At 75.0% G+C, this 19,335-nt stretch carries 18 protein-coding genes; 12 read left to right on the top strand and 6 right to left on the bottom strand.

From position 1 onward, the window contains the following. The first annotated feature begins 143 nt into the window (after positions 1–143). A complete protein-coding gene (locus AB0B41_RS05775) occupies positions 144–587 on the top strand; it encodes an SdpI family protein (protein ID WP_358199372.1) in 444 nt (147 codons plus the stop codon). A gap of 173 nt (positions 588–760) precedes the next feature. On the opposite strand, the gene AB0B41_RS05770 is transcribed toward AB0B41_RS05775, so the two are convergent. Together AB0B41_RS05770 and AB0B41_RS05765 are read right to left on the bottom strand one after the other, a co-directional pair. Next, complete coding sequence (locus AB0B41_RS05770) at positions 761–1,099, bottom strand: DUF4333 domain-containing protein (RefSeq protein WP_358199370.1); 339 nt, start codon at positions 1,097–1,099, stop codon at positions 761–763. Between the two features lie 135 nt (positions 1,100–1,234). Next, on the bottom strand, positions 1,235–1,828 hold the full coding sequence (locus AB0B41_RS05765; protein WP_358199367.1) for a YqgE/AlgH family protein: 594 nt from the start codon (positions 1,826–1,828) through the stop codon (positions 1,235–1,237). Positions 1,829–1,871: 43 nt separating this feature from the next. Here AB0B41_RS05765 and AB0B41_RS05760 point away from each other — a divergent pair, with 43 nt between their 5' ends. Then, on the top strand, positions 1,872–3,188 hold the full coding sequence (locus tag AB0B41_RS05760) for an MFS transporter (protein ID WP_358199365.1): 1,317 nt from the start codon (positions 1,872–1,874) through the stop codon (positions 3,186–3,188). A gap of 1 nt (position 3,189) precedes the next feature. On the opposite strand, the gene AB0B41_RS05755 is transcribed toward AB0B41_RS05760, so the two are convergent. Continuing rightward, the gene (locus AB0B41_RS05755; protein WP_358199474.1) at positions 3,190–4,656 is read right to left on the bottom strand and encodes a CCA tRNA nucleotidyltransferase; all 1,467 of its coding nucleotides are present in this window, start codon (positions 4,654–4,656) and stop codon (positions 3,190–3,192) included. A 143-nt stretch (positions 4,657–4,799) separates the two neighbouring features. On the opposite strand from AB0B41_RS05755, the gene AB0B41_RS05750 reads away from it, so the two are divergent. The 8 genes from AB0B41_RS05750 to AB0B41_RS05715 all read left to right on the top strand — a co-directional run bounded on the left by AB0B41_RS05750 (position 4,800) and on the right by AB0B41_RS05715 (position 13,843). Beyond that, positions 4,800–5,294 (top strand): NUDIX domain-containing protein, encoded by a 495-nt coding sequence (locus AB0B41_RS05750; RefSeq protein ID WP_037042079.1) that lies wholly within the window; start codon positions 4,800–4,802, stop codon positions 5,292–5,294. Then, entirely contained in the window at positions 5,291–7,771 is a 2,481-nt protein-coding gene (locus AB0B41_RS05745) for a DUF6049 family protein (protein WP_358199363.1), read from the top strand. The genes AB0B41_RS05750 and AB0B41_RS05745 overlap by 4 nt, the downstream gene beginning before the upstream one ends. Positions 7,772–7,836: 65 nt before the next feature. Next, a complete protein-coding gene (locus AB0B41_RS05740; protein ID WP_358199361.1) occupies positions 7,837–9,615 on the top strand; it encodes a protein kinase family protein in 1,779 nt (592 codons plus the stop codon). A gap of 67 nt (positions 9,616–9,682) precedes the next feature. Continuing rightward, a complete protein-coding gene (gene sigM / locus AB0B41_RS05735) occupies positions 9,683–10,237 on the top strand; it encodes an RNA polymerase sigma factor SigM (RefSeq protein ID WP_358199359.1) in 555 nt (184 codons plus the stop codon). Then, the gene (locus AB0B41_RS05730; RefSeq protein ID WP_358199356.1) at positions 10,234–10,917 is read left to right on the top strand and encodes a hypothetical protein; all 684 of its coding nucleotides are present in this window, start codon (positions 10,234–10,236) and stop codon (positions 10,915–10,917) included. The genes sigM and AB0B41_RS05730 overlap by 4 nt, the downstream gene beginning before the upstream one ends. A 95-nt stretch (positions 10,918–11,012) precedes the next feature. After that, positions 11,013–12,014: a thioredoxin-disulfide reductase gene (gene trxB, locus AB0B41_RS05725; protein ID WP_358199354.1), complete on the top strand. Its 1,002-nt coding sequence runs from the start codon at positions 11,013–11,015 to the stop codon at positions 12,012–12,014. A 62-nt stretch (positions 12,015–12,076) separates the two neighbouring features. Beyond that, positions 12,077–12,403, top strand: a complete 327-nt coding sequence (gene trxA / locus AB0B41_RS05720; protein WP_037042095.1) for a thioredoxin — start codon at positions 12,077–12,079, stop codon at positions 12,401–12,403. 282 nt (positions 12,404–12,685) lie between these two features. Continuing rightward, the gene (locus AB0B41_RS05715) at positions 12,686–13,843 is read left to right on the top strand and encodes an N-acetylmuramoyl-L-alanine amidase (protein WP_037042096.1); all 1,158 of its coding nucleotides are present in this window, start codon (positions 12,686–12,688) and stop codon (positions 13,841–13,843) included. Positions 13,844–13,949: 106 nt separating this feature from the next. Here the strand turns inward: AB0B41_RS05715 and AB0B41_RS05710 are convergent, their stop codons facing one another. Beyond that, complete coding sequence (locus AB0B41_RS05710; RefSeq protein ID WP_358199352.1) at positions 13,950–14,627, bottom strand: GNAT family N-acetyltransferase; 678 nt, start codon at positions 14,625–14,627, stop codon at positions 13,950–13,952. Between the two features lie 235 nt (positions 14,628–14,862). Between AB0B41_RS05710 and AB0B41_RS05705 the strand changes: the two genes are divergently transcribed. Continuing rightward, positions 14,863–16,254 carry a PLP-dependent aminotransferase family protein gene (locus AB0B41_RS05705; protein ID WP_358199349.1) on the top strand — a complete coding sequence of 464 codons (1,392 nt, stop codon included), beginning with the start codon at positions 14,863–14,865 and terminating at the stop codon, positions 16,252–16,254. Positions 16,255–16,451: 197 nt separating this feature from the next. Further along, entirely contained in the window at positions 16,452–17,399 is a 948-nt protein-coding gene (locus AB0B41_RS05700; RefSeq protein ID WP_358199347.1) for a D-alanine--D-alanine ligase, read from the top strand. A gap of 43 nt (positions 17,400–17,442) precedes the next feature. Here the strand turns inward: AB0B41_RS05700 and AB0B41_RS05695 are convergent, their stop codons facing one another. Both AB0B41_RS05695 and AB0B41_RS05690 read right to left on the bottom strand, forming a co-directional pair. Then, positions 17,443–18,417 (bottom strand): ParB/RepB/Spo0J family partition protein, encoded by a 975-nt coding sequence (locus tag AB0B41_RS05695; RefSeq protein ID WP_358199344.1) that lies wholly within the window; start codon positions 18,415–18,417, stop codon positions 17,443–17,445. Beyond that, positions 18,418–19,314, bottom strand: a complete 897-nt coding sequence (locus AB0B41_RS05690) for a ParA family protein (RefSeq protein WP_358199342.1) — start codon at positions 19,312–19,314, stop codon at positions 18,418–18,420. It lies immediately after the preceding gene. Between the last annotated feature and the right edge of the window lie 21 nt (positions 19,315–19,335).

Below are 19,335 nucleotides of genomic sequence, written 5' to 3'. Positions count from 1 at the left end.
GGCGCGGCGCCGGGTGAGGCCGGGCTTCCGGCGGGCCGTGGAACGCGATACCCAGGGTAACGCCGCTGGCCGACGGGCTTCGACGGGGTTGCGCGGGGGCGGGGCCGCGCGGCACGCCCGGAGGCCCGATCTACCCTGGTGACGTGCCCGCGACCCTGCGCCTCGTCCTCGGTGTGCTCTTCGTCCTGGCCGGCGTCGCGCTGGTCACGGTCGCCGTGCTGGGGGCGCGTTCGGCGCTGCCGCGCAACCGCTGGGCCGGCGTCCGCACCGCCGCCACCCTCGAGTCGGCGCCCGCCTGGGTCTCGGCGAACCGCGTCGCGGCCCCGCCGCTCGCCGCCGCCGGGGCGGTCTGCCTGTTCGCCGGCGTCGTGCTGCTGGCCGGCCCCTCCGCGGTGCTCGGCTGGATCGTCACGGCGATCGCCCTCGTCGGTGCGCTCGTGCTGGTCGGGATCGGCGGGGCGCTCGGCGACCGGGCCGCGCGGATCGAGACCGCCACCCGGGCCACCGAGGCCGAGGCGGACAACGGCTGCACCGGCTCCTGCGCGGGCTGCGACCTGGTCGCGGGCTGCCGCACCGCCCTGCGCTGACCGCACCGGCACGTCCACGCCGACCCGCACACCCGTTCGGACCCGGCACATCCAGCCCGACCGGACGGCACAACCGATGACCTCGTGGCAACCACCGGGTCGCGGTGCCCCATCCGCTTGCCGTCGGGCTTATGGACGTTCGTATCAGACGTACGTCTCACGACAGACGGACGTCAGAACGGCCTGCCGACCTGGTAGTTCCCGTCCCGGTCGAGGACGGTGACCGGGACCGAGCGGATGACGTTGCCCAGCTGGGCCTGGCAGAACAGCACGAGCTGCGGGTACACGACGACCTGCTGCGGACACAGCACCGGGGCCGTGGCCAGCGCCGCCGTGGACGGATCCGCGGCCAGCACCGCCCGCACGTCCCGCTCGACCTGGGCCCCGTCGAGGGTGCGGGGCGGGGCGGGGGTCGGGGTGCCCGTCACCAGGACCGAGCAGGCGGCCAGCAGCGGGGCGAGGGCCGCGGTCACGGCGAGGCCGGCGCGGGACGGGGCACGACGGGCGGACATCCGGCCTCCTCGGTCCGTGCGGGCCTCCAGGGTGCTCGCAGGGCCGCACCGGCGGAAGGTCCCGCAGATCACGAACGCGTTGCCGAGCAGGGCCGACCGGGACCGACGGCGGGATCGGGACCTACCGGACCGCCGTCAGTTCAGCCCGATCTCCACGGGGAAGGTCGAGAGCAGCGCCAGCGGGGCGCCCTGGCGGCGCAGCACCCGGCCCCAGAGGTCGGCGTGCCGGTCGGTGGTGACGTCGTCGGGCAGGCCCGGGACCACGAACCAGTCCCCGCGCGCGATCTCCCCGGCCAGCTGCCCGGAGTCCCAGCCCGAGTACCCGGCGAACACCCGCAGCCCACGGACCCGCGAGGCGACGGCGGCCGGCTCGCTGTCCAGGTCCACGAGCACGACCGGACCGTTCACCCCGACGACGCCCTCGACGCCGTCGGGCCGCTGGCCCGGCCGCAGGCTGGCCAGGCACAGCGCGGTGGTGCCGTCGACCGGCCCGCCGACGAAGACGGTGCCGGGACCGGACGCCAGCGCCGCCCAGCGGGGGAGGACGTCCCGCACCGAGGCCTCGGACGGCCGGTTGAGCACCACGCCGAGGCTGCCGTGCTCGCGGTGCTCGACGAGGTAGACGACGGTGCGGGAGAAGTTGGGATCGGTGAGGTTGGGTGCGGCCACCAGAAGGGTGCCCGGTCCGACCGGAGCGGTGGCCTGCCTGCCGGGGCGGTCGTCCCTCACTCACCCATATTCGCACCCCCTCCCCGGGACGTACGCTCCACCCGTGTCCGTCCCGAACCCCGCTCCGCCCCTGACACCGGCGGTGGGGAAGGCGGCCGCCGTCAAGGTGGGCGTCCGCGCGCTGATGCGCGGCCGCGGATTCCGCAGGCTGCTGCTCTCGCGGGTCCCGGCCCAGTGGGGGGACGGTTTCTTCCAGGCTGCGCTGGGCGGCGCGGTGCTGTTCAACCCGGAGCGCCAGGCCGATCCGCTCGCGGTCGCGGCCGGGCTCGCGGTGATGTTGCTGCCGTACTCGTTCATCGGGCCCTTCGCCGGCGCGCTGCTCGACCGCTGGGACCGCCGCCGGGTGCTGCTCCTGGCGAACCTGCTGCGCGGGGTGCTGATCGCGATCGTCGCCGCGGCGGTCGGGACCGGGGTGGCGGGTCCGCCGCTCTACCTCGGCGCGCTCGCCGTCGTCGGGGTCAGCCGGTTCGTGGGGGCGGGGCTGTCCGCGGCGCTGCCGCACGTCGTCGAGCCGCGCAACCTCGTCGAGGCCAACGTCGTGGCGTCGACCGCCGGGGCGGCCTCGGCCGCGCTGGGCGGGGCCATGGCGATCGGGCTCCGGGAGCTGATCGGGGCGGGCGACGCCGGCTCCGGGGTGACCACGGCGCTCGCGATCGTGGGCTCGCTCCTCGCGGCCGTCGCGGCGGCCGGGTTCGCCAGGGGCGTGCTCGGGCCGGACGGGACCGAGGCGCGCAGCCGGGTCGCCGCCGTCGCCCGCGGGTGGCTGGACGGGGCCCGCGCGGTGGTGCGGGTCCCCACGGCGAGCGCCGCGTTCTGCGCCGTCGGCGCGCACCGGCTCGCCTTCGGCATGAGCACGCTGCTGTCGCTGCTGCTCTTCCGCTACGCCTTCCACGGCTCCGGCATCTGGCGGGCCGGGCTGGCCGGGGTCGGGCAGGTCGTGATCGCCGCCGGCGCCGGTGTCGGCGTGGCGGCCCTGCTCACCCCGTGGCTCACCCACCGCCTCGGCCGCGCGACCGCGATTCGGACGGGCCTCGTCGTCGCCGCGCTGGCGCAGGTCGGGGTCGCGGCCGTCACGACGATCCCGACGGTGCTGGCCGCGGCCTTCGTGCTCAGCACCGCCGGGCAGGTGGTGAAGCTGTGCGCCGACGCGGCCATCCAGCAGGAGACCGCCGACGAGGCCCGCGGCCGGGTCTTCGCCCTCTACGACGCGCTGTTCAACACCTGCTACGTCGTGGCCGTGGCCGCGGCGGCCCTCCTCGCCCCGCCCGACGGGAACTCCCCCTGGCTGCTCGGCTCGGCCGCCGTCGTCTACCTGCTGGGCCTCGCCGCGCACGAGGCGCAGCTGCGCCGGCGCACCTGACTCAGAGGTTCTCGGCGGCCCACCGGCGCAGCTCGGCCTCGGCCTGCTCCGCGCTCATCGGCCCGTTCTCCATCCGCAGCGCCAGCAGGTGCTTGTAGGCCTTGCCGACCTGCGGGCCCGGCGGGATGCCGAGGATCTGCATGATCGCGTTGCCGTCGAGGTCGGGGCGGATCGCGTCGAGCTCCTCCTGCTTGCGCAGCTCGGCGATCCGGTCTTCGAGCGAGTCGTACGAGCGCTGCAGCGCCGCGGCCCGCCGCCGGTTGCGGGTGGTGCAGTCGGAGCGGACGAGCGTGTGCAGCCGGTCGAGCAGCGGCCCGGCGTCGGCGACGTACCGGCGCACGGCCGAGTCCGTCCACTCGCCCTTGCCGTACCCGTGGAACCGCAGGTGCAGGTAGACGAGCTGGCTGACGTCGTCGACCACGTGCCTCGGGTAGCGCAGCTCGCGCAGCCGCTTGCGGACCATCTTCGCGCCGACCACCTCGTGGTGGTGGAAGCTCACCCGGCCGTCCGGCTCCTTGCGCCGGGTCGGCGGCTTGCCGACGTCGTGCAGCAGGGCCGCGAGGCGCAGCACGAGGTCCGGCTTCTCCTCCCGCTCGATCGCCTGCTCCATGACGACGAGCGAGTGGGTGTAGACGTCCTTGTGCTGCATGTGCTCGTCGATCGCGAGCCGCATCGCCGGCACCTCGGGCACCACGTACTCGGCCAGCCCGGTGTCGACCAGCAGCTCGATCCCGCGCCGCGGGTGTGCGCCGAGCAGCAGCTTGGAGAACTCGGCCTGGATCCGCTCCTTGGTGATCCGGGTGAGCTCGCCGGCCATCGCCGTCATCGCGGAGGTGACCCGCTCGGCCGGGGTGAACCCGAGCTGGGAGACGAACCGGGCGGCCCGCAGCATCCGCAGCGGGTCGTCGGCGAAGGACTCCTGCGGCGCGGCCGGGGTGTCGAGGACCCCGGCGGCCAGCGCGGCGAGGCCTCCGTAGGGGTCGACGAACCGGCGGTCGCCGGGCGCGGTGTGCACCTCGACCGCCATCGCGTTCACCGTGAAGTCGCGGCGGACCAGGTCGCCCTCGAGCGAGTCCCCGAACCGGACGAGCGGCTTGCGGCCGACGCGGTCGTAGGCGTCGGCCCGGAAGGTCGTGATCTCGAGCGTGTCGTCGCCCCGGCGCACGCCGACGGTCCCGAACTCGATGCCGGTGTCCCAGGTAGCGTCCGCCCAGCCGGCGACGATCTCGAGGATGCGCTCGGGCCGGGCGTCCGTGGTGAAGTCGAGGTCCGCACCGCCGCGGCGGAGCAGGGCGTCACGGACGCTGCCCCCGACGAGGTAGAGCGTGTGCCCGGCCGCACGGAACCGGTCGCCGAGCTCGTCGGCGACGGCGGGGATGTCGAGCAGCTCCACGAGCGCATTCTCCTGGGCGCGCCGGAGTGCGTCCGGCCGATCCGGTGCCGCGGCCACGGCGGTACCGGAGATCACGAGCGGGGAAGACACGGCGGGCCAGTGTAGGCGGCGCCCGCGGGCGCCGCTCCGGGGCTCCGACGGCGGGACGAAACGGGGCGTGACGCACGCGCGTCCTGCAGAACCCCGCCCCGGGACCGTCCCCTCGTTACCATCGCCACATGTCCTCCTCCCGCGGCCGCTCAGGGGGGCGCCGCGCGGGGAGGCCCGCCGACCGGCGCCGTCGCCTGCGGACGGTCGACGAGACGTCCGCGGGTGGCCTCGTCGTCGACCACGAGCTGGGCCGCGCGGCCGTGATCGGCCGGCTGGACCGCCGCGGCCGGCTGCTGTGGTCCCTGCCGAAAGGGCACATCGAGGCCGGGGAGACCGCCGAGGAGGCGGCGGTGCGGGAGGTCGAGGAGGAGACCGGCATCATCGGGCGCGTGGTCGCACCCCTGGGCACGATCGACTTCTGGTTCGTCGCCGAGGACCGCCGGGTGCACAAGACCGTGCACCACTTCCTGATGCGGGCCCTCGGCGGCGACCTGTGCGACGACGACGTCGAGGTCGCCGAGGTCGCCTGGGTGCCGCTCGGGGAGCTGGAGGGCCGGCTCGCCTACGCCGACGAACGGCGGCTGATCCGGCGGGCGACCGAACTCCTGGAGGAGACCGCGTGAGAGCGGTCGCGGCGGCCGCCGCGATCCTCACCGTGCTCGCGACCCTGGTCGGAGCGGCGGCGGGGACGGCCGCGGCGCAGCCCGACGCGCCGCCGGCCACGGACACCGGCCTGCGCCTCGACGTCACGGCCGCCTCGCCCCGCGTCGTCACCGCGGACGGGCCGGCGACCCTGACCCTCACCGGCACGCTGACCAACACCGGGTCCAGCCCGGTGACCGGCCTCGGCGCCCGCGTCCAGCGCAGCGACCCGCTGCGCAGCGAGGCCGCGGTGCGCGAGGCCCTGGCCGGCGACGACGCGGCCGACGCCGTCACCCCCGTCTTCACCGACCTGCCCGACCTGGCCGCCGGAGCGTCCGAGCCGGTCACGCTCTCGGTCCCGCTGACCGGGCCGCCCACCTCGTCGCTCGCCCTGGCCCGCACCGGTGTGCACGCCCTGCTGGTCAACGTCAACGGCACCCGGGACGGCCTCCGGTCCCGGATGGCGGCGGTGCGCCTGCTGCTGCCGGTGCTCTCGCTGCCCGGGAGCGCCCCGGGGGGATCGACCGCGCCACCGGCCGGGTCGACGCCGTTGACGCTGCTCTACCCGATGGTCGAGCCGCCGCGGCGGCTGCCGACCGTGCCCGGCGAGCCGGTCACCCTCACCGACGACGGCCTCGCCGCCTCCTTCGCCCCGGGCGGCCGGCTCGCCGGGCTGGTCGAGGCGCTGGCCGCCCGCGCCCCCGTCGGCTCGCCGCTGCGGGCCGGGGTGTGCGTCGCGATCGACCCGGACCTCGTCGAGACCGCCGCGCAGATGGCCGACGGCTACCAGGTGCGTGCCCCGGACGGGACCGTCACGCCGGGGGCCGGTGCCGACGCGGCCCGGGCCTGGCTCGCCCGGCTCTCCGCCACCCTGCGCGGCAGTTGCGTGCTCGCCCTCGCGCAGGACGACGCCGACCTGGTCGCCCTGGTCCGCTCCGGCGCGTCGGACCTCGCCCGGCGGGCCGTCGACGACGGCCGGCAGCTCACCGGGCGGCTGCTCGGGACGCCGGTGCTCGCCGACACGGTGTGGCCGGTCGACGGGGCGCTCGACGAGGCCACCCTGGCGGACGTCGGCCAGGCCGGCGACGGGTCGTCGGCCGCCGTGCTCTCCGCCGACTCGGTGGAGCAGCCCGGCGCCGCGCAGGTCTCCGGCGTCGTCCCGCTGGCCGACCCGACCGCGGGCGGCACGTCCACGGTCGGGGTGCTCACCGACCCGCTGCTGACCCTGGCGGCCGGCGGCAACACCGCGTCGACCACCAGCACCAGCCCGGCCGGCGGCCCCGGGGCCCTCGGGACGCAGGACGCGCTCGGCGCGCTGGCCTTCCGGGCGCTCTCCGGCGGCAAGCGCGCCGACGGGCCGCTGGTCCTCGCCCCGCCGCACCGGTGGGCGATCGACGGCCGCGGCGCGGACGCCCTGCTCGACGGCGCCTCCCGGCTGATCACGGCCGGGTTGGCCGAGCCGCGGGCGCTCGGGGCGTCGGTGGCGGCGGGCGCCCCGCCCGGGGCGGACCGGCAGCGGCTCACCTACCCCGTGCGGATGGGGGCGCTGGAGATCCCGCCGGCCGTCGTCGCCTCGGTGGCCGAGGACCGCGACGACGTCGAGCGGCTGCGGGCGGCCGCCGACTACGAGACGGGCGTCGGGGCGCCGCCGGAGCAGGTCTTCGACCCCCTCCTGCGCGGGATGCTGCGGGCGGTCTCCGGCTGGTGGCGCGGCGACCCGACCGCGGCCCGGGCACAGGCCGGCCTGGTCGGGGCCCGGATCGACGAGCTGGTCGGCTCGGTGCGGGTGCTGGAGCCGCCGGGGCCGTTCTCGCTGGGCACGCGGGACGCGCCGGTGCCGCTGACCGTGGCCAACGGACTTCCCATCACCATGACGGTAAGAGTGGAGCTGGCCAGCACGGCCGGGCTGCGGGTCGCCCCGATCCCGGTGCAGCGCGTGCCCCCGCTCGGCCGGGTGCAGGTCCGGGTCAGCGCCGAGGTGCTGCGCGCGGGGCAGTTCACCGTCGAGGCCTCGGTCCGCACGCCGGACGGCGGGGCGCTCGGCGAGCCGACCCGGCTGCAGGTCCGCTCGACGGTCTACGGCACGGTCACGATCTGGCTCACCGCGGTCGCCGGCGTGCTGCTCGTGCTGCTCGCCGCCCGCCGGATCGTCCGGCGGATCCGGGGCGACCGGTCAGGTCCGGACAGGGGAACCGGGCCGCACGGATCCGGCACGGGCCCGCCCACCGGGCCGGTCCGGCCGCCGGTCCCGGTGCGCCCGCCGCGCGGCGGAGCACCGAACGGCTCCGTGGGCGGACCGCCCGAGCCGCCGGTCACGGGCGGTCCGGAAGGTCCCCGACCTGCGGTTCGTCCCGGCGAGCGGCCGGCGGGAACGTCCGTCGGGCCCGCGGAGTTCCCGCCCGGACTCCGGCGCGCGTCACGGCGCGGGGTGTCCGCGCCCGACGGCGATCTGCCGTAGGCTGACGACCTGGCGGCAGGGGGTACGACAGTCGCGCGTGGCGCACGGGGTGGAGGTCGCGACCGGTGAGCGGGCAGACGGAGGAGAGCCCTGTGCCCGGCCCGGGCACCGGTGCCACGACATCCGCCACAGCCTCCACAGCGGCCGCATCCGCCACGTCGACCACCGCCGCCGTCCCCGCGGTCCCCGGTACCGCGATCCCGAGTCCCGCCGTCCCGCCCGACGCGGCCACGGTCCGCTCGGTTCAGTCCGCCCCGCCGGTCAACGGCGCCCCGGTCGGTCGCGCCGAGAGCGCCGTCCGGTCCACGGCGGCGACCGGCCCCGGCACCGTCCTCGGCAACCGCTACCGGCTCGTCCTGCGGGTCGGTTCGGACCTGAGCGCGGGCGCCGAGTTCTGGCGGGCCGAGGACACGATCCTGCAGCGGGACGTCGGCGTCACCGTGCTGCGCCGGCTCCCCGCCGACGAGGCGGACGAGGACCCGGAGGGCACCGCCCGCGCCGGCGAGATGATCGTCCGCGCGCTGCGCTCCGGCGGCTTCGAACACGCGGGGTGCGCCCGGCTGCTCGACGTGCTGGCCGCGGGCTCGCCCGGCGTCCCGTCGGACGTGCTGGGCGCGGCCGTCACCGAGTGGGTCGCCGAACACAGCCTGACCGAGGCCGTGGCCGGCGGGCTGATCAAGCCGCTGCGCGCGGCCCGGATGGTCCAGCAGCTCGCCTCGGCCGCCGAGGAGGCGCACGGGCGGGGCCTGGTGCTCGGCACCGACCACCCGCAGCGGATCCGGGTCACCCGGGACGGGCGCGCGCAGGTCGCGTTCGTGCTGCCCCGGCCCGGCCTCACGCCCGAGGACGACGTCCGCGGGCTCGGCGCCGTCCTCTACACCCTGCTGACCTCGCGCTGGCCGCTGTCGGGGTCCGACGCCGCGCGCGCCGGCCTGCCCTCCCCGGAGCGGGACGAGCACGGCGCCCCCGTGCCGCCGTCGGCGCTGCGCCCGGGCGTGCCCGTCGAGCTCGACGCCGTCTGCACGGCCGCACTCGGGTCGCACGCCGCGGGGCCCGCCGTCGGTCGCGTGCACACGGCCGCCGCGGTGAAGCAGATGATCGGCGAGGTCGTGCTCGAGGACGACCGGGCCGCGATCTTCCCCCCGGAGCACGACGGCGTGCCGGCCGAGCCCGGTGACGTCTGGCAGAACAAGACGCGCAAGGTCGCCCCGCAGGACCCGGACCGGCGGCGGAAGCTGCTGATCGGGCTGGGTGTGCTCGGCGCGGGTGTGCTCGTGGTGCTCGGGTACCTGGGCGTGCAGCTCGGCTCGATGTTCGGGGAGTCGAGCGGCCCGGCGATCGTCGTCGGCGACAACGCGGCGGGGGCGCCCGCCCCGACCGCCCCCGGTGGCCCGGCCGCGAGCGTGGCGGTCAGCGGTGTCTCGCTCGAGGTGTACGACCGCACCGGGGACCGGGACAACGCCGTCGACGTCGAGCGGGCGGTCGACGGGAACCCGACCACCAGCTGGTCGACCTTCACCTACAGGCAGCAGCTGCCGGCGCTCAAGCCGGGCGTGGGCCTGATGGCCTCCTTCGCCTCGGTCGAGCAGCTGTCCCGGATCAGCGTGCAGTCGCCGAGCGCCGGGACGGTCGTCGAGATCCGCTCGGCGCCCTCGGCCGACGCCGACCTCGAGGACACCCAGCTGCTGACCAGGCAGACCCTCACCGCCGGTACCAGCACGATCTCGCTGGCCGACAGCCAGCCGACCCAGCACGTGCTGGTGTGGATCACCAAGCTCGGCGGCGGGGGCGACACCAACGTCAGCCAGATCGACGAGCTCACCTTCTACCGCGCAGGCCTGTAGATCACTCCTGTGAACGGTTGCGCCGTTCCGGACCGGGCGGGGGCGCCCGGCTCCTAGCGTCCGCCGCGTGCCCCTGCTCGACGCGCGGTCCGACCTGCAGCTGCTGGAGGCGCACCGGTCCGGCGAGCGCCGCGCGTTCGACGAGCTGGTGCGCCGGCACGGCAACCGGCTGTGGTCGGTGGCGCTGCGGGTGCTCCGCGACCCGGAGGACGCCGCGGACGTCCTGCAGGACGCGCTCGAGTCGGCCTACCGCCGCTCGGCGGGCTTCCGCGGGGAGGCGTCGGTGAGCACGTGGCTGCACCGAATCGTGGTGAACAAGTGCGTCGACCGGATCCGGTACGACCGGGCGCGACCGCCATCCGGGTACGGATGCACCCACCGGGTGCCGGTCGGGCGCGATCCCGCCGAGGGCGCCACCACCCGGCTCGCGGTGCTCGACGCGCTGGCGCATCTCCCCGCCGACCAGCGCGTTCCCGTCGTTCTCGTCGATGTGATGGGATATCCCGTGGCCGAGGTGGCGGCGATCCTGCAGGTGCCGACGGGCACCGTGAAGAGCCGCTGCGCCCGCGGCCGGGTCCGGCTCGCCGGGCTGCTCGGGCACCTGCGGGAGGAGGGCGCGTGAGCGGCCCTGACGAGTTCGTGGCCGAGGGGTTCGCGGCTGAGGAGTTCGCGGCCGGGGGCGGGTGGCTCACCCGGCTGGCCGAGGCCGAGGCCGGCCTGCCCGACGAGGAGACGGCGAGCCGCGTGATCGCGGCGGCCGGCCCGGGCCGCGACCGGGTGCTGGCCGCACTCGCGACCACCCGCGCCGAACTCGCCGCGGTGCCGCCGGTACGCCTGCCCACCGTCGTCGCCGCGAGGCTGGCGGCGGGGTTCGACGCGCTGGACGGCCCCGTGAGTGGCAATAGTCGTCATAGCGACGATTACCACTCACGACGGGTTCGCCGGCGCCGCCCGCTCCTGCTCACCGCCGCGGCGGCCGCGCTGGTCGCCGTGGCGGTCGTCGGGCCGTCCAGCCGGCCGGAGGGCGATGCGGTCGACCCCGCCTCCGCCGCCGTGCGCGTGCTCGCGGAGGGCACCCTCGACGTCGGGGAGCTGCGGGAGCCGGCGGCCCTCGCGTCGTGTCTGGACCGCGCCGGCGCCGCGCCCGCCCGCGGCCCGCTCCTCGCCGGACGCACGGTCGTCGTCGAGGGGCGGCGGGGGACCCTGCTCGTCCTGGGCACGGGCGTGCTCGGCCGGGTACGTGCCGTCGTCCCGGAAGAGGGCTGCGGCGCGATCCTGGCCGACCTCACCACGGGTGGGTGACCGGAGCCACAGCCCTGCCGTGCGCCGCTCCGCCGGGGGAATGCCCGCTCCTAGGATCGTGTTGACTGGGCCGGAGAGCGGGAGGAGAGGCATCGGTGAGCACCGAACAGAAGATCCACGAGCTGATCATCATCGGCTCCGGACCGGCGGGGTACACCGCAGCGGTCTACGCCGCGCGTGCCCAGCTGGCGCCCCTGGTGTTCGAGGGGACCCAGTTCGGTGGCGCCCTGATGACCACGACCGAGGTGGAGAACTTCCCCGGCTTCACCGACGGGATCATGGGCCCGGAGCTGATGGAGCAGATGCGCGGGCAGGCCAAGCGGTTCGGCGCCGACCTGCGCGCCGAGGACGTCGAGTCCGTGAAGCTCGAGGGGCCGGTCAAGGAGGTCACCTCCAATGGCGTGACCTATCGCTCCCGCGCGGTCATCCTCGCCATGGGGGCCGCGGCCCGCTACCTGGGCGTGCCCGGGGAGCAGGAGCTGCTCGGCCGCGGGGTGTCGGCGTGTGCGACCTGTGACGGGTTCTTCTTCCGGGACAAGCCGATCGCCGTGGTCGGCGGCGGGGACTCGGCGATGGAGGAGGCCACCTTCCTGACCCGGTTCGGCTCCTCGGTGACGGTGGTGCACCGCCGCGACGAGTTCCGCGCCTCGAAGATCATGCTGGAGCGGGCGCAGAACGACCCGAAGATGCGCTGGGAGCTGAACAAGGCGGTCACCGAGGTCGTCGGCGACAACGGCGTGTCCGCGCTGAAGCTGAAGGACACGGTGGCCGGCGAGGAGTCGCTCCTCGAGGTGTCGGGGATGTTCGTGGCGATCGGGCACGACCCGCGCAGCGAGCTGGTCCGCGGCCAGGTCGAGCTCGACGACGAGGGCTACGTCAAGACCACGGCCCCCTCGACGCACACCAACCTGCCGGGCGTGTTCGCGGCCGGTGACCTGGTCGACCACACCTACCGGCAGGCCGTCACCGCGGCCGGGTCGGGCTGCTCCGCGGCCATTGACGCCGAACGCTGGCTGGCCGAGGAGCCGATCGACCCCGAGATGGCTGGCGGCGGCTACGGCAGCGACGCGGAGGACGTCGCGGCCGCGGTCCACTGACCGTCCCCGTACTTCCTGGCACCATTCTTCCTGGCGCAGTACCGAACGAGGAGAGCAACGCGATGGGCAACAACACCGTGGACGTCACCGACGCCACGTTCGAGCAGGACGTCCTCAAGAGCGGCAAGACCGTGCTGGTCGACTTCTGGGCGACCTGGTGCGGGCCGTGCAAGATGGTCGCCCCGGTGCTCGACGAGATCGCCGGCGAGCACAAGGACAACCTGACCGTCGCGAAGCTCGACATCGACGCCAACGGCAAGACCGCCCAGCAGTACCAGGTCATGTCGATCCCGACCATGATCCTGTTCAAGGACGGCCAGCCGGTGAAGACCATCGTCGGCGCCAAGCCGAAGGCCGCCCTGCTGAACGACCTGTCCGACTACCTGTAGGTCGCTCCGCAACCGATCCGACACGGCCTGTCGTCGATCGCCCGGTACGTCCGGCGATCGGTCGACGGGCCGTTCGGCCGTTCGGCGCCCTTCCCGCCCGCTGACTGCCTGGACACGCCCGTGCACGCCCCGCTGTCCCCCGGACGTGGCACAGCAGGGCAGAATGGTCGGCGGCCGAGAACCGGGCCGGACATGCCGGAGTGCGCCGCGTCCCGGCGTGCGGGCCCGGGCCATCGAGACGCGCCGTCCGGTTCGGCGCGACGGAGATCGAGCGAGGGGTGCATGCAGCTGCTCCGCCGCGGGGACCGCGGCCCGGCGGTCGTCGAGATCAGGACCACGCTGCGGCGGTTCGGCCTCCTGGCCGCCGCCCCGGCCCCCGGTTCCGACGACGTGTTCGACGGTGCCGTCGAGCGGGCCGTCCAGGCGTTCCAGCAGCGCCGCGGGCTGATCACCGACGGGATCGTCGGCCCGGACACCTACCGCGCGCTGCGTGAGGCCGGCTGGAAGCTCGGCGACCGGATGCTGGCGCTGATGGTGTCCGCGCCCATGAGCGGGGACGACGTCGGCCAGCTCCAGACCCGCCTCCTCGAGCTCGGCTACGATCCCGGCCGCCCCTCCGGGGTGTTCGACGAGCGCACCGAGCAGGCCCTGCGCGGCTTCCAGCGGGACTACGGCCTCGCCGCGGACGGTGTGTGCGGCCCCGGCACCCTGCGTGCCCTGCGCCAGCTCGGCCGCAAGGTCGTCGGCGGGCGTCCCGGCCTGCTGCGCGAGCAGGAGCTGCTGCGGCGCGCCGGGCCGCGGATGCGCGGCAAGCGGATCGTCGTCGACCCCGGGCACGGCGGCCTCGACCGCGGCGTCCAGGTCGCGGGGGTGTGCGAGGCCGACCTGATGTGGGACCTCGCCCGCCGGCTCGTCGGGCGCATGTCCGCCACCGGCATGGAGGCGCTGCTCTCCCGCCGGGAGGACACCTGCCCGGCCGAGGCCGAGCGCGCCGCGTTCGCGAACGAGGCGAACGCCGACCTCGTGCTCTCGCTTCACGCTGACGCGAACCGGAGCATGTACGCCCAGGGCCTCGCCACCTTCCACTTCGGCAACGGCTCGGGCGCCACCTCCACCGTGGGGGAGGCGCTCGCCGGGCTGATCCAGCGCGAGCTGCTCACCCGCACGGCGATGCTGGACTGCGGGAGCCAGGCCCGTACGTGGGAGCTGCTGCGGCTCACGCAGATGCCGGCCGTCCGCGTGGAGCTCGGCTACCTCACGCACATCGGCGACCGGACCAAGCTGCTCGACCCCGGCTTCCGCGACGTGGTGGCCGAGGGCATCCTCGTGGCCGTCAAGCGGCTGTACCTGCTCGGTCAGAACGACCAGCCGACGGGCACGTTCACGTTCTCCGACGTGTTGGCCCACGAGATCAACCGGAACCAGGCCCAGGCCATCTGAGGCCGGGAGAATCGATCTCAGGGCCGGGAACGGCCGATCGCCGGTTCCCGCGCCCCTGGGTCACACCGATGTAGTTCAGTCGCTCAGCGGCCCGTACAGCGCGCCCTCAGATCGCGCGTACGCGCGCACCGGCCGGGGTGGGTACCCGGTACCCGGGCTGCCCGACGGGCGCCGCGGCCTGCATCGGGATCGTGACGGTCCCGAGGAGTTGCTCGAGCGCGTGCTCGACGTCCTCCTTCCACGTGATCCCCGAGCGGAGCTCCATCCGCAGCCGGGGCCAGCGCGGGTGCGGCCGGACCGTCTTGAACCCGACGCTGCGCAGGAAGTCGGCCGGGATGATGCAGCCGGGCTCGGAGCCGGGCCGCGCCTCGCCGAACGCCTCGACGGCCTTCACGCCACGGCGGGTGAGGTCCTTCACCACGGACTGGGCGAGCATGCGGCCGAGGCCCTCGCCGGCGTACTCCGGCATGACCTGGAGAGTGGTGAGCAGGACGGCGTCGGCACTCACGGGGCCGGTGGGCATCTCGGTGGCGCGGGGGACCGCGGAGGGCGGCGCGTACATGACGTAGCCGGCGGGCGCACCGCGAACGTAGACGATCTTCCCGCAGGAACCCCACTCGAGCAGGATCTCCGAGACCCAGGCCTCCTTCTCGAGATCGGTGGTGCCGAACTCCTCGGCCTGTTTGGCGAGGTGCGGTGCGAGCTCCCAGAAGACGCAGGAGCGACAACGCTTAGGGAGGTCCCCCAGGTTGTCGAGGTTGACCGCGGCGACGTGCCAGGACAACGTGCTACCTCCGGGCGGCCGACCCGATCGGGTTCCGCGTGGTCGAGAGCCCCCGCGTGATCACGAAGGCCGTTCGATGGTAGGTCGGTCCGGGCCCCTGCGACACCCCGGCTGCTGCGACCGGTGTCTCAGCCTCGCCGAAGGGCAGGCTGTACACCCGTCCCGGTTACACTCAGGAGCCACTTTCGCTCCCCGAGGCTGCGCGCGCGTGGCCGCAGGGCGGCGATCGGCGCCGATGTTCGCTCCGCGAGCTCCGCTCAGCCGTCGACCTGGAGGATCCACCGTGACGATCCCGCCGTCCCCGCAGCAGCCCGACGTCTCCGTCGAGCGGGCGGCGGCAGCCGCGCCGGTCCCTCCCACGGAGCGGTTCGCAGCACGGACCTCCGGGATGGTCGCCTCCGAGATCCGCGCCCTCTTCGCCGTCGCCAGCCGGCCCGAGGTCGTCTCGCTCGCGGGCGGCATGCCCAATCTCGCCGCCCTCCCGCTCGACGAGCTGTCCGCCGAGATCGGCGACCTCGTCGCCCGCGAGGGGCAGGTCGCGCTGCAGTACGGCTCCGCCCAGGGCGTGCCGGCGCTGCGCGCGCAGATCTGCGACGTCATGCGTGAGGAGGGGATCGAGGCCGACCCGAACGACGTCGTCGTGACCGTCGGGTCGCAGATGGCCCTCGACCTCGTCACCCGGCTGTTCTGCGACCCGGGCGACGTGGTGCTCGCCGAGGGACCCTCGTACGTCGGCGCGCTGGGCAGCTTCGCCGCCTACCAGGCGCGCGTGGTCCACGTGGCGATGGACGAGCACGGGCTCGTCCCGGCGCTGCTGGAGGAGGCGCTGCGCTCGCTCGCGGCGCGCGGCATCACCCCGAAGTTCCTCTACACGATCCCGAACTTCCACAACCCCGCCGGCGTGACCATGGCCGTCGAGCGGCGGCAGCGGGTGCTGGACCTCTGCGCGGAGTACGGGGTGGGCGTCGTCGAGGACAACCCGTACGGGCTGTTGGGCTTCAGCGGCACGCTGTACCCGGCGCTGCGGTCGATGGACCGCTCGGTCATCTACCTCGGGTCCTTCTCCAAGACGTTCGCCTCCGGCCTGCGGGTCGGGTGGGCGCTGGTGCCGCCGGCGGTCCGGGACCGGCTGGTGCTGGCCGCCGAGTCCGCCACGCTCTGCCCGCCGAGCTTCACGCAGATGGTCGTGTCCCGGTACCTGGAGAAGCACGACTGGCGGGCGCAGGTGAAGGCCTACACCGAGCAGTACCGCGAGCGGCGGGACGCGATGCTGACCGCGCTCGACACGTACCTGCCCGAGGGCTGCACGTGGACCGTGCCGGACGGCGGCTTCTACGTCTGGGTCACGCTGCCGGAGGGGGTCGACGCCAAGGCGATGCTGCCGCGCGCCGTCACCGCCCGCGTGGCGTACGCGTCGGGCACCGGGTTCTACGCCGACGGGCTCGGCAGCCGGCAGCTGCGGCTCTCGTACTGCTACCCGACGCCGGAGCGCATCACCGAGGGCGTCCGCCGCCTCGCCGGGGTCATCGAGGCCGAGCTGGAGGTGCGGCGCACCTTCGGCCTCCCCGCCGCGCCGGCGCCCGAGCTCCGGAGGGGGTCCCACACTCCGAGCCCCGACACGGCCTGATCTCCGCTCCGCCGAACGCCCCGCGGTCCCCTCCGCGGGGCGTTCGGCGTTGAAGCGGTGTTTCACGTGAAACGCTGCCGTGGAGTGGGCGGGGCTCGCCCACGGGCATGCCGTGTTGCCTCCGGGCCGCGCCGTTTCACGTGAAACAGCGCGGACCGGGCGCGGGGGTGGCCGGAGGCGTGGCGCAGAATGCCCCGGTGAGCGATCGAAGCGTGGCCGTGCTGGCGGGTGGGCTGTCCCACGAGCGTGAGGTGTCCCTGCGATCCGGGCGCCGGTTGGCCGGCGCACTCCGCGCCAGCGGGCTGGAGGTCCGCGAGTGGGACGCCGACGCCGCGCTGCTCGAGCGCCTGCGCACCGAGCGCCCCGACGCCGCGATCGTCGCGCTGCACGGGGGAGAGGGCGAGAACGGGGCGGTGCAGGCCGTCCTGGAGCTCCTCGGGGTGCCGTTCGTCGGCACGACGTCCTCGGCGTGCCGCCGCGCCTGGGACAAGCCGACCGCGAAGGCCGAGCTCGCGCGCTCCGGCCTCGACACCCCGGACTGGGTCGCGCTGCCGCACACGACCTTCCGCGAGCTGGGCGCCCAGGCCGTGCTCGACGCGATGGTGGACCGGCTCGGGCTGCCGCTGATGCTCAAGCCGGACCAGGGCGGCTCCGCTCTCGGGGCTCAGGTGGTCCGCTCGGCCGCCGAGCTGCCGTCGGCGATGGTCAGCTGCCTCGCCTACGCCGACACGGTCCTCGCCGAGCGGTTCGCCACCGGCACCGAGGTCGCCGTGTCCGTGGTGCACGACGGCGCCGAGCCGCGCGCGCTGCCGCCGGTCGAGGTCGACGTCCCCGGCGGCGTCTACGACTACACCGCCCGCTACACGCAGGGGGCCGCGAGCTTCCACTGCCCGGCGCGGCTGCCCGACGACGTCCTGGACCGCCTCCGCGAGACCGCCCTCCAGGCGCACGCCCTGCTCGGGCTCCGCGACGTCTCCCGTATGGACGCCGTCGTCGACGCCGACGGGCGCGTCCAGATCCTCGAGGTGAACGTGTCGCCCGGCCTCACCGACACGTCGTTGCTCCCCACCGCCGTCGCGGCCGAGGGGAGCGACCTGGGCACCGTCTTCGCGGCCCTCGTGGAGCGCGCCGTCGAGCGGGGATGATGTTCCACGGGGAACGGCGCCGCGCCGTTCCCCGTGCGAGGGCTCAGCCCCGCTCGATCAACCCGGCGATGCGCTCGAGGTCCTCCGCGGACCCGAACTCGACGACGAGCCGTCCCTTCCGGGCGCCCATCTCCACCTTGACGGTGGTGTCGAAGCGGTCGGAGAGGCGAGTGGCCAGCTCGGTCATCCCCTCGGTCGGCGCCGGACGGGAGCGGGACTGCCGCTGCTTGCCCGGCGACCGCTCGTTGCGCGCGAGCACGACCGCTTCCTCGGTCGCGCGCACCGACATGCCCTCGGCGACGATCCGCGCGGCGAGCTCCTCCTGGGCCTCGGCGTCGTCGAGCCCGAGGAGGGCGCGCGCGTGGCCGGCGGAGAGTACGCCCGCGGCGACCCGGCGCTGGACGGCCACGGGGAGGCGCAGCAGCCGGATCATGTTGGTGACCACGGGCCTGCTGCGGCCGATGCGGTCGGCCAGCTCGGTCTGGGTCACGCCGAACTCCGCGAGGAGCTGCTCGTACGCGGCGGCCTCCTCGAGCGGGTTGAGCTGGACGCGGTGGATGTTCTCCAGCAGCGCGTCACGCAGCATCTCGTCGTTGCCGGTGCGCCGCACGATCGCCGGCAGCACCTCGAGGCCGGCCTGCTGCGATGCCCGCCACCGCCGCTCGCCCATGACGAGCTCGTAGCTCCCGGAGCCCTTCTCGCGCACCACGATGGGCTGCAGCAGCCCGAACTCGCGGATCGAGTGCGCCAGCTCGGCGAGGTGCTCCTCGTCGAACTGGCTGCGCGGCTGCTTCGGGTTCGGCCGGATCGACGCGACCGGGATCTCCCGGTAGACCGCGCCCGCCTCGGCGACGGCCCCGATCGGTGCGGCCCCGTCGGTGGGCGCGCCCCGGTCCCACGACTCCGGCACGTGCGCCGACGGCGTCGGGGGAGAGAGGCGGGTCGGGGGCTCGCCCGGAGGCGCCGTGGGGATCAGCGCGGCCAGGCCGCGGCCCAGCCCGCCCTTGCGCTCGGCCATCTACGCCCCGTTCGTCTCCGGCCCGCCCATCCGCGAGCCGTACTGCGCGATCTCCCGGGCGGCGTCGACGTAGCTCATCGCGCCGCGCGACCCGGGGTCGTAGGCGAGCACCGTCTGGCTGTAGCCCGGGGCCTCGGAGACCTTCACGCTGCGCGGGATGACCGTCCGCAGCACGGTGCCGCCGAAGTGCTGGCGCACCTCCGAGGTGACCTGGTCGGCGAGCTTGGTGCGGCCGTCGTACATGGTCAGCAGGATCGTCGACACGTGCAGCGCGGTGTTGAGGTGCGACCGCACGAGGTCGATGTTGCTCAGCAGCTGGCCGAGCCCCTCCAGCGCGTAGTACTCGCACTGGATCGGGATCAGCACCTCGGCGGCCGCGACGAGCGCGTTGACCGTCAGCAGGCCGAGCGAGGGCGGGCAGTCGATCAGGACGTAGTCGACGGCGAGCTCGTCGAGTACCTCGTCGGACAGCGCCTGCCGCAGCCGGGACTCCCGGGCGACCATGCTGACCAGTTCGATCTCGGCACCGGCCAGGTCGATCGTGGCGGGCACGCACAGCAGGTTGTCCGACGCCGTGCTCACCGCCGCGGCCTCGACGATCCCGATCTCACCGAGCAACGCCTCGTAGATCGACGGGGTGCCGGCGCGGTGCTCGACGCCGAGGGCCGTGCTCGCGTTGCCCTGCGGGTCGAGGTCCACGACCAGTACTCGGAGGCCGTGCATCGCGAGCGCCGCCGCGATGTTGACGGTGCTCGTGGTCTTGCCGACGCCGCCCTTCTGGTTCGCGACGGTGAGGATCCGCCGGTGCGCCGGCTTCGGCATCGAGTGCCGGTCGGGGTGCCGCAGGCGGGCGGCACGCTCCGCTTCCTCGGCGATGGGGGTCCAGCCGATGCTCATCGTGCGGGGCCTTCCTGACGA

This window comes from Pseudonocardia sp. NPDC049154, assembly GCF_040648315.1.
In the GTDB taxonomy this organism is placed as follows: Bacteria; Actinomycetota; Actinomycetes; order Mycobacteriales; family Pseudonocardiaceae; genus Pseudonocardia.
Note: the sequence above shows the minus strand (reverse complement) of the source record. Positions and strands in the feature narration are given on the sequence as shown.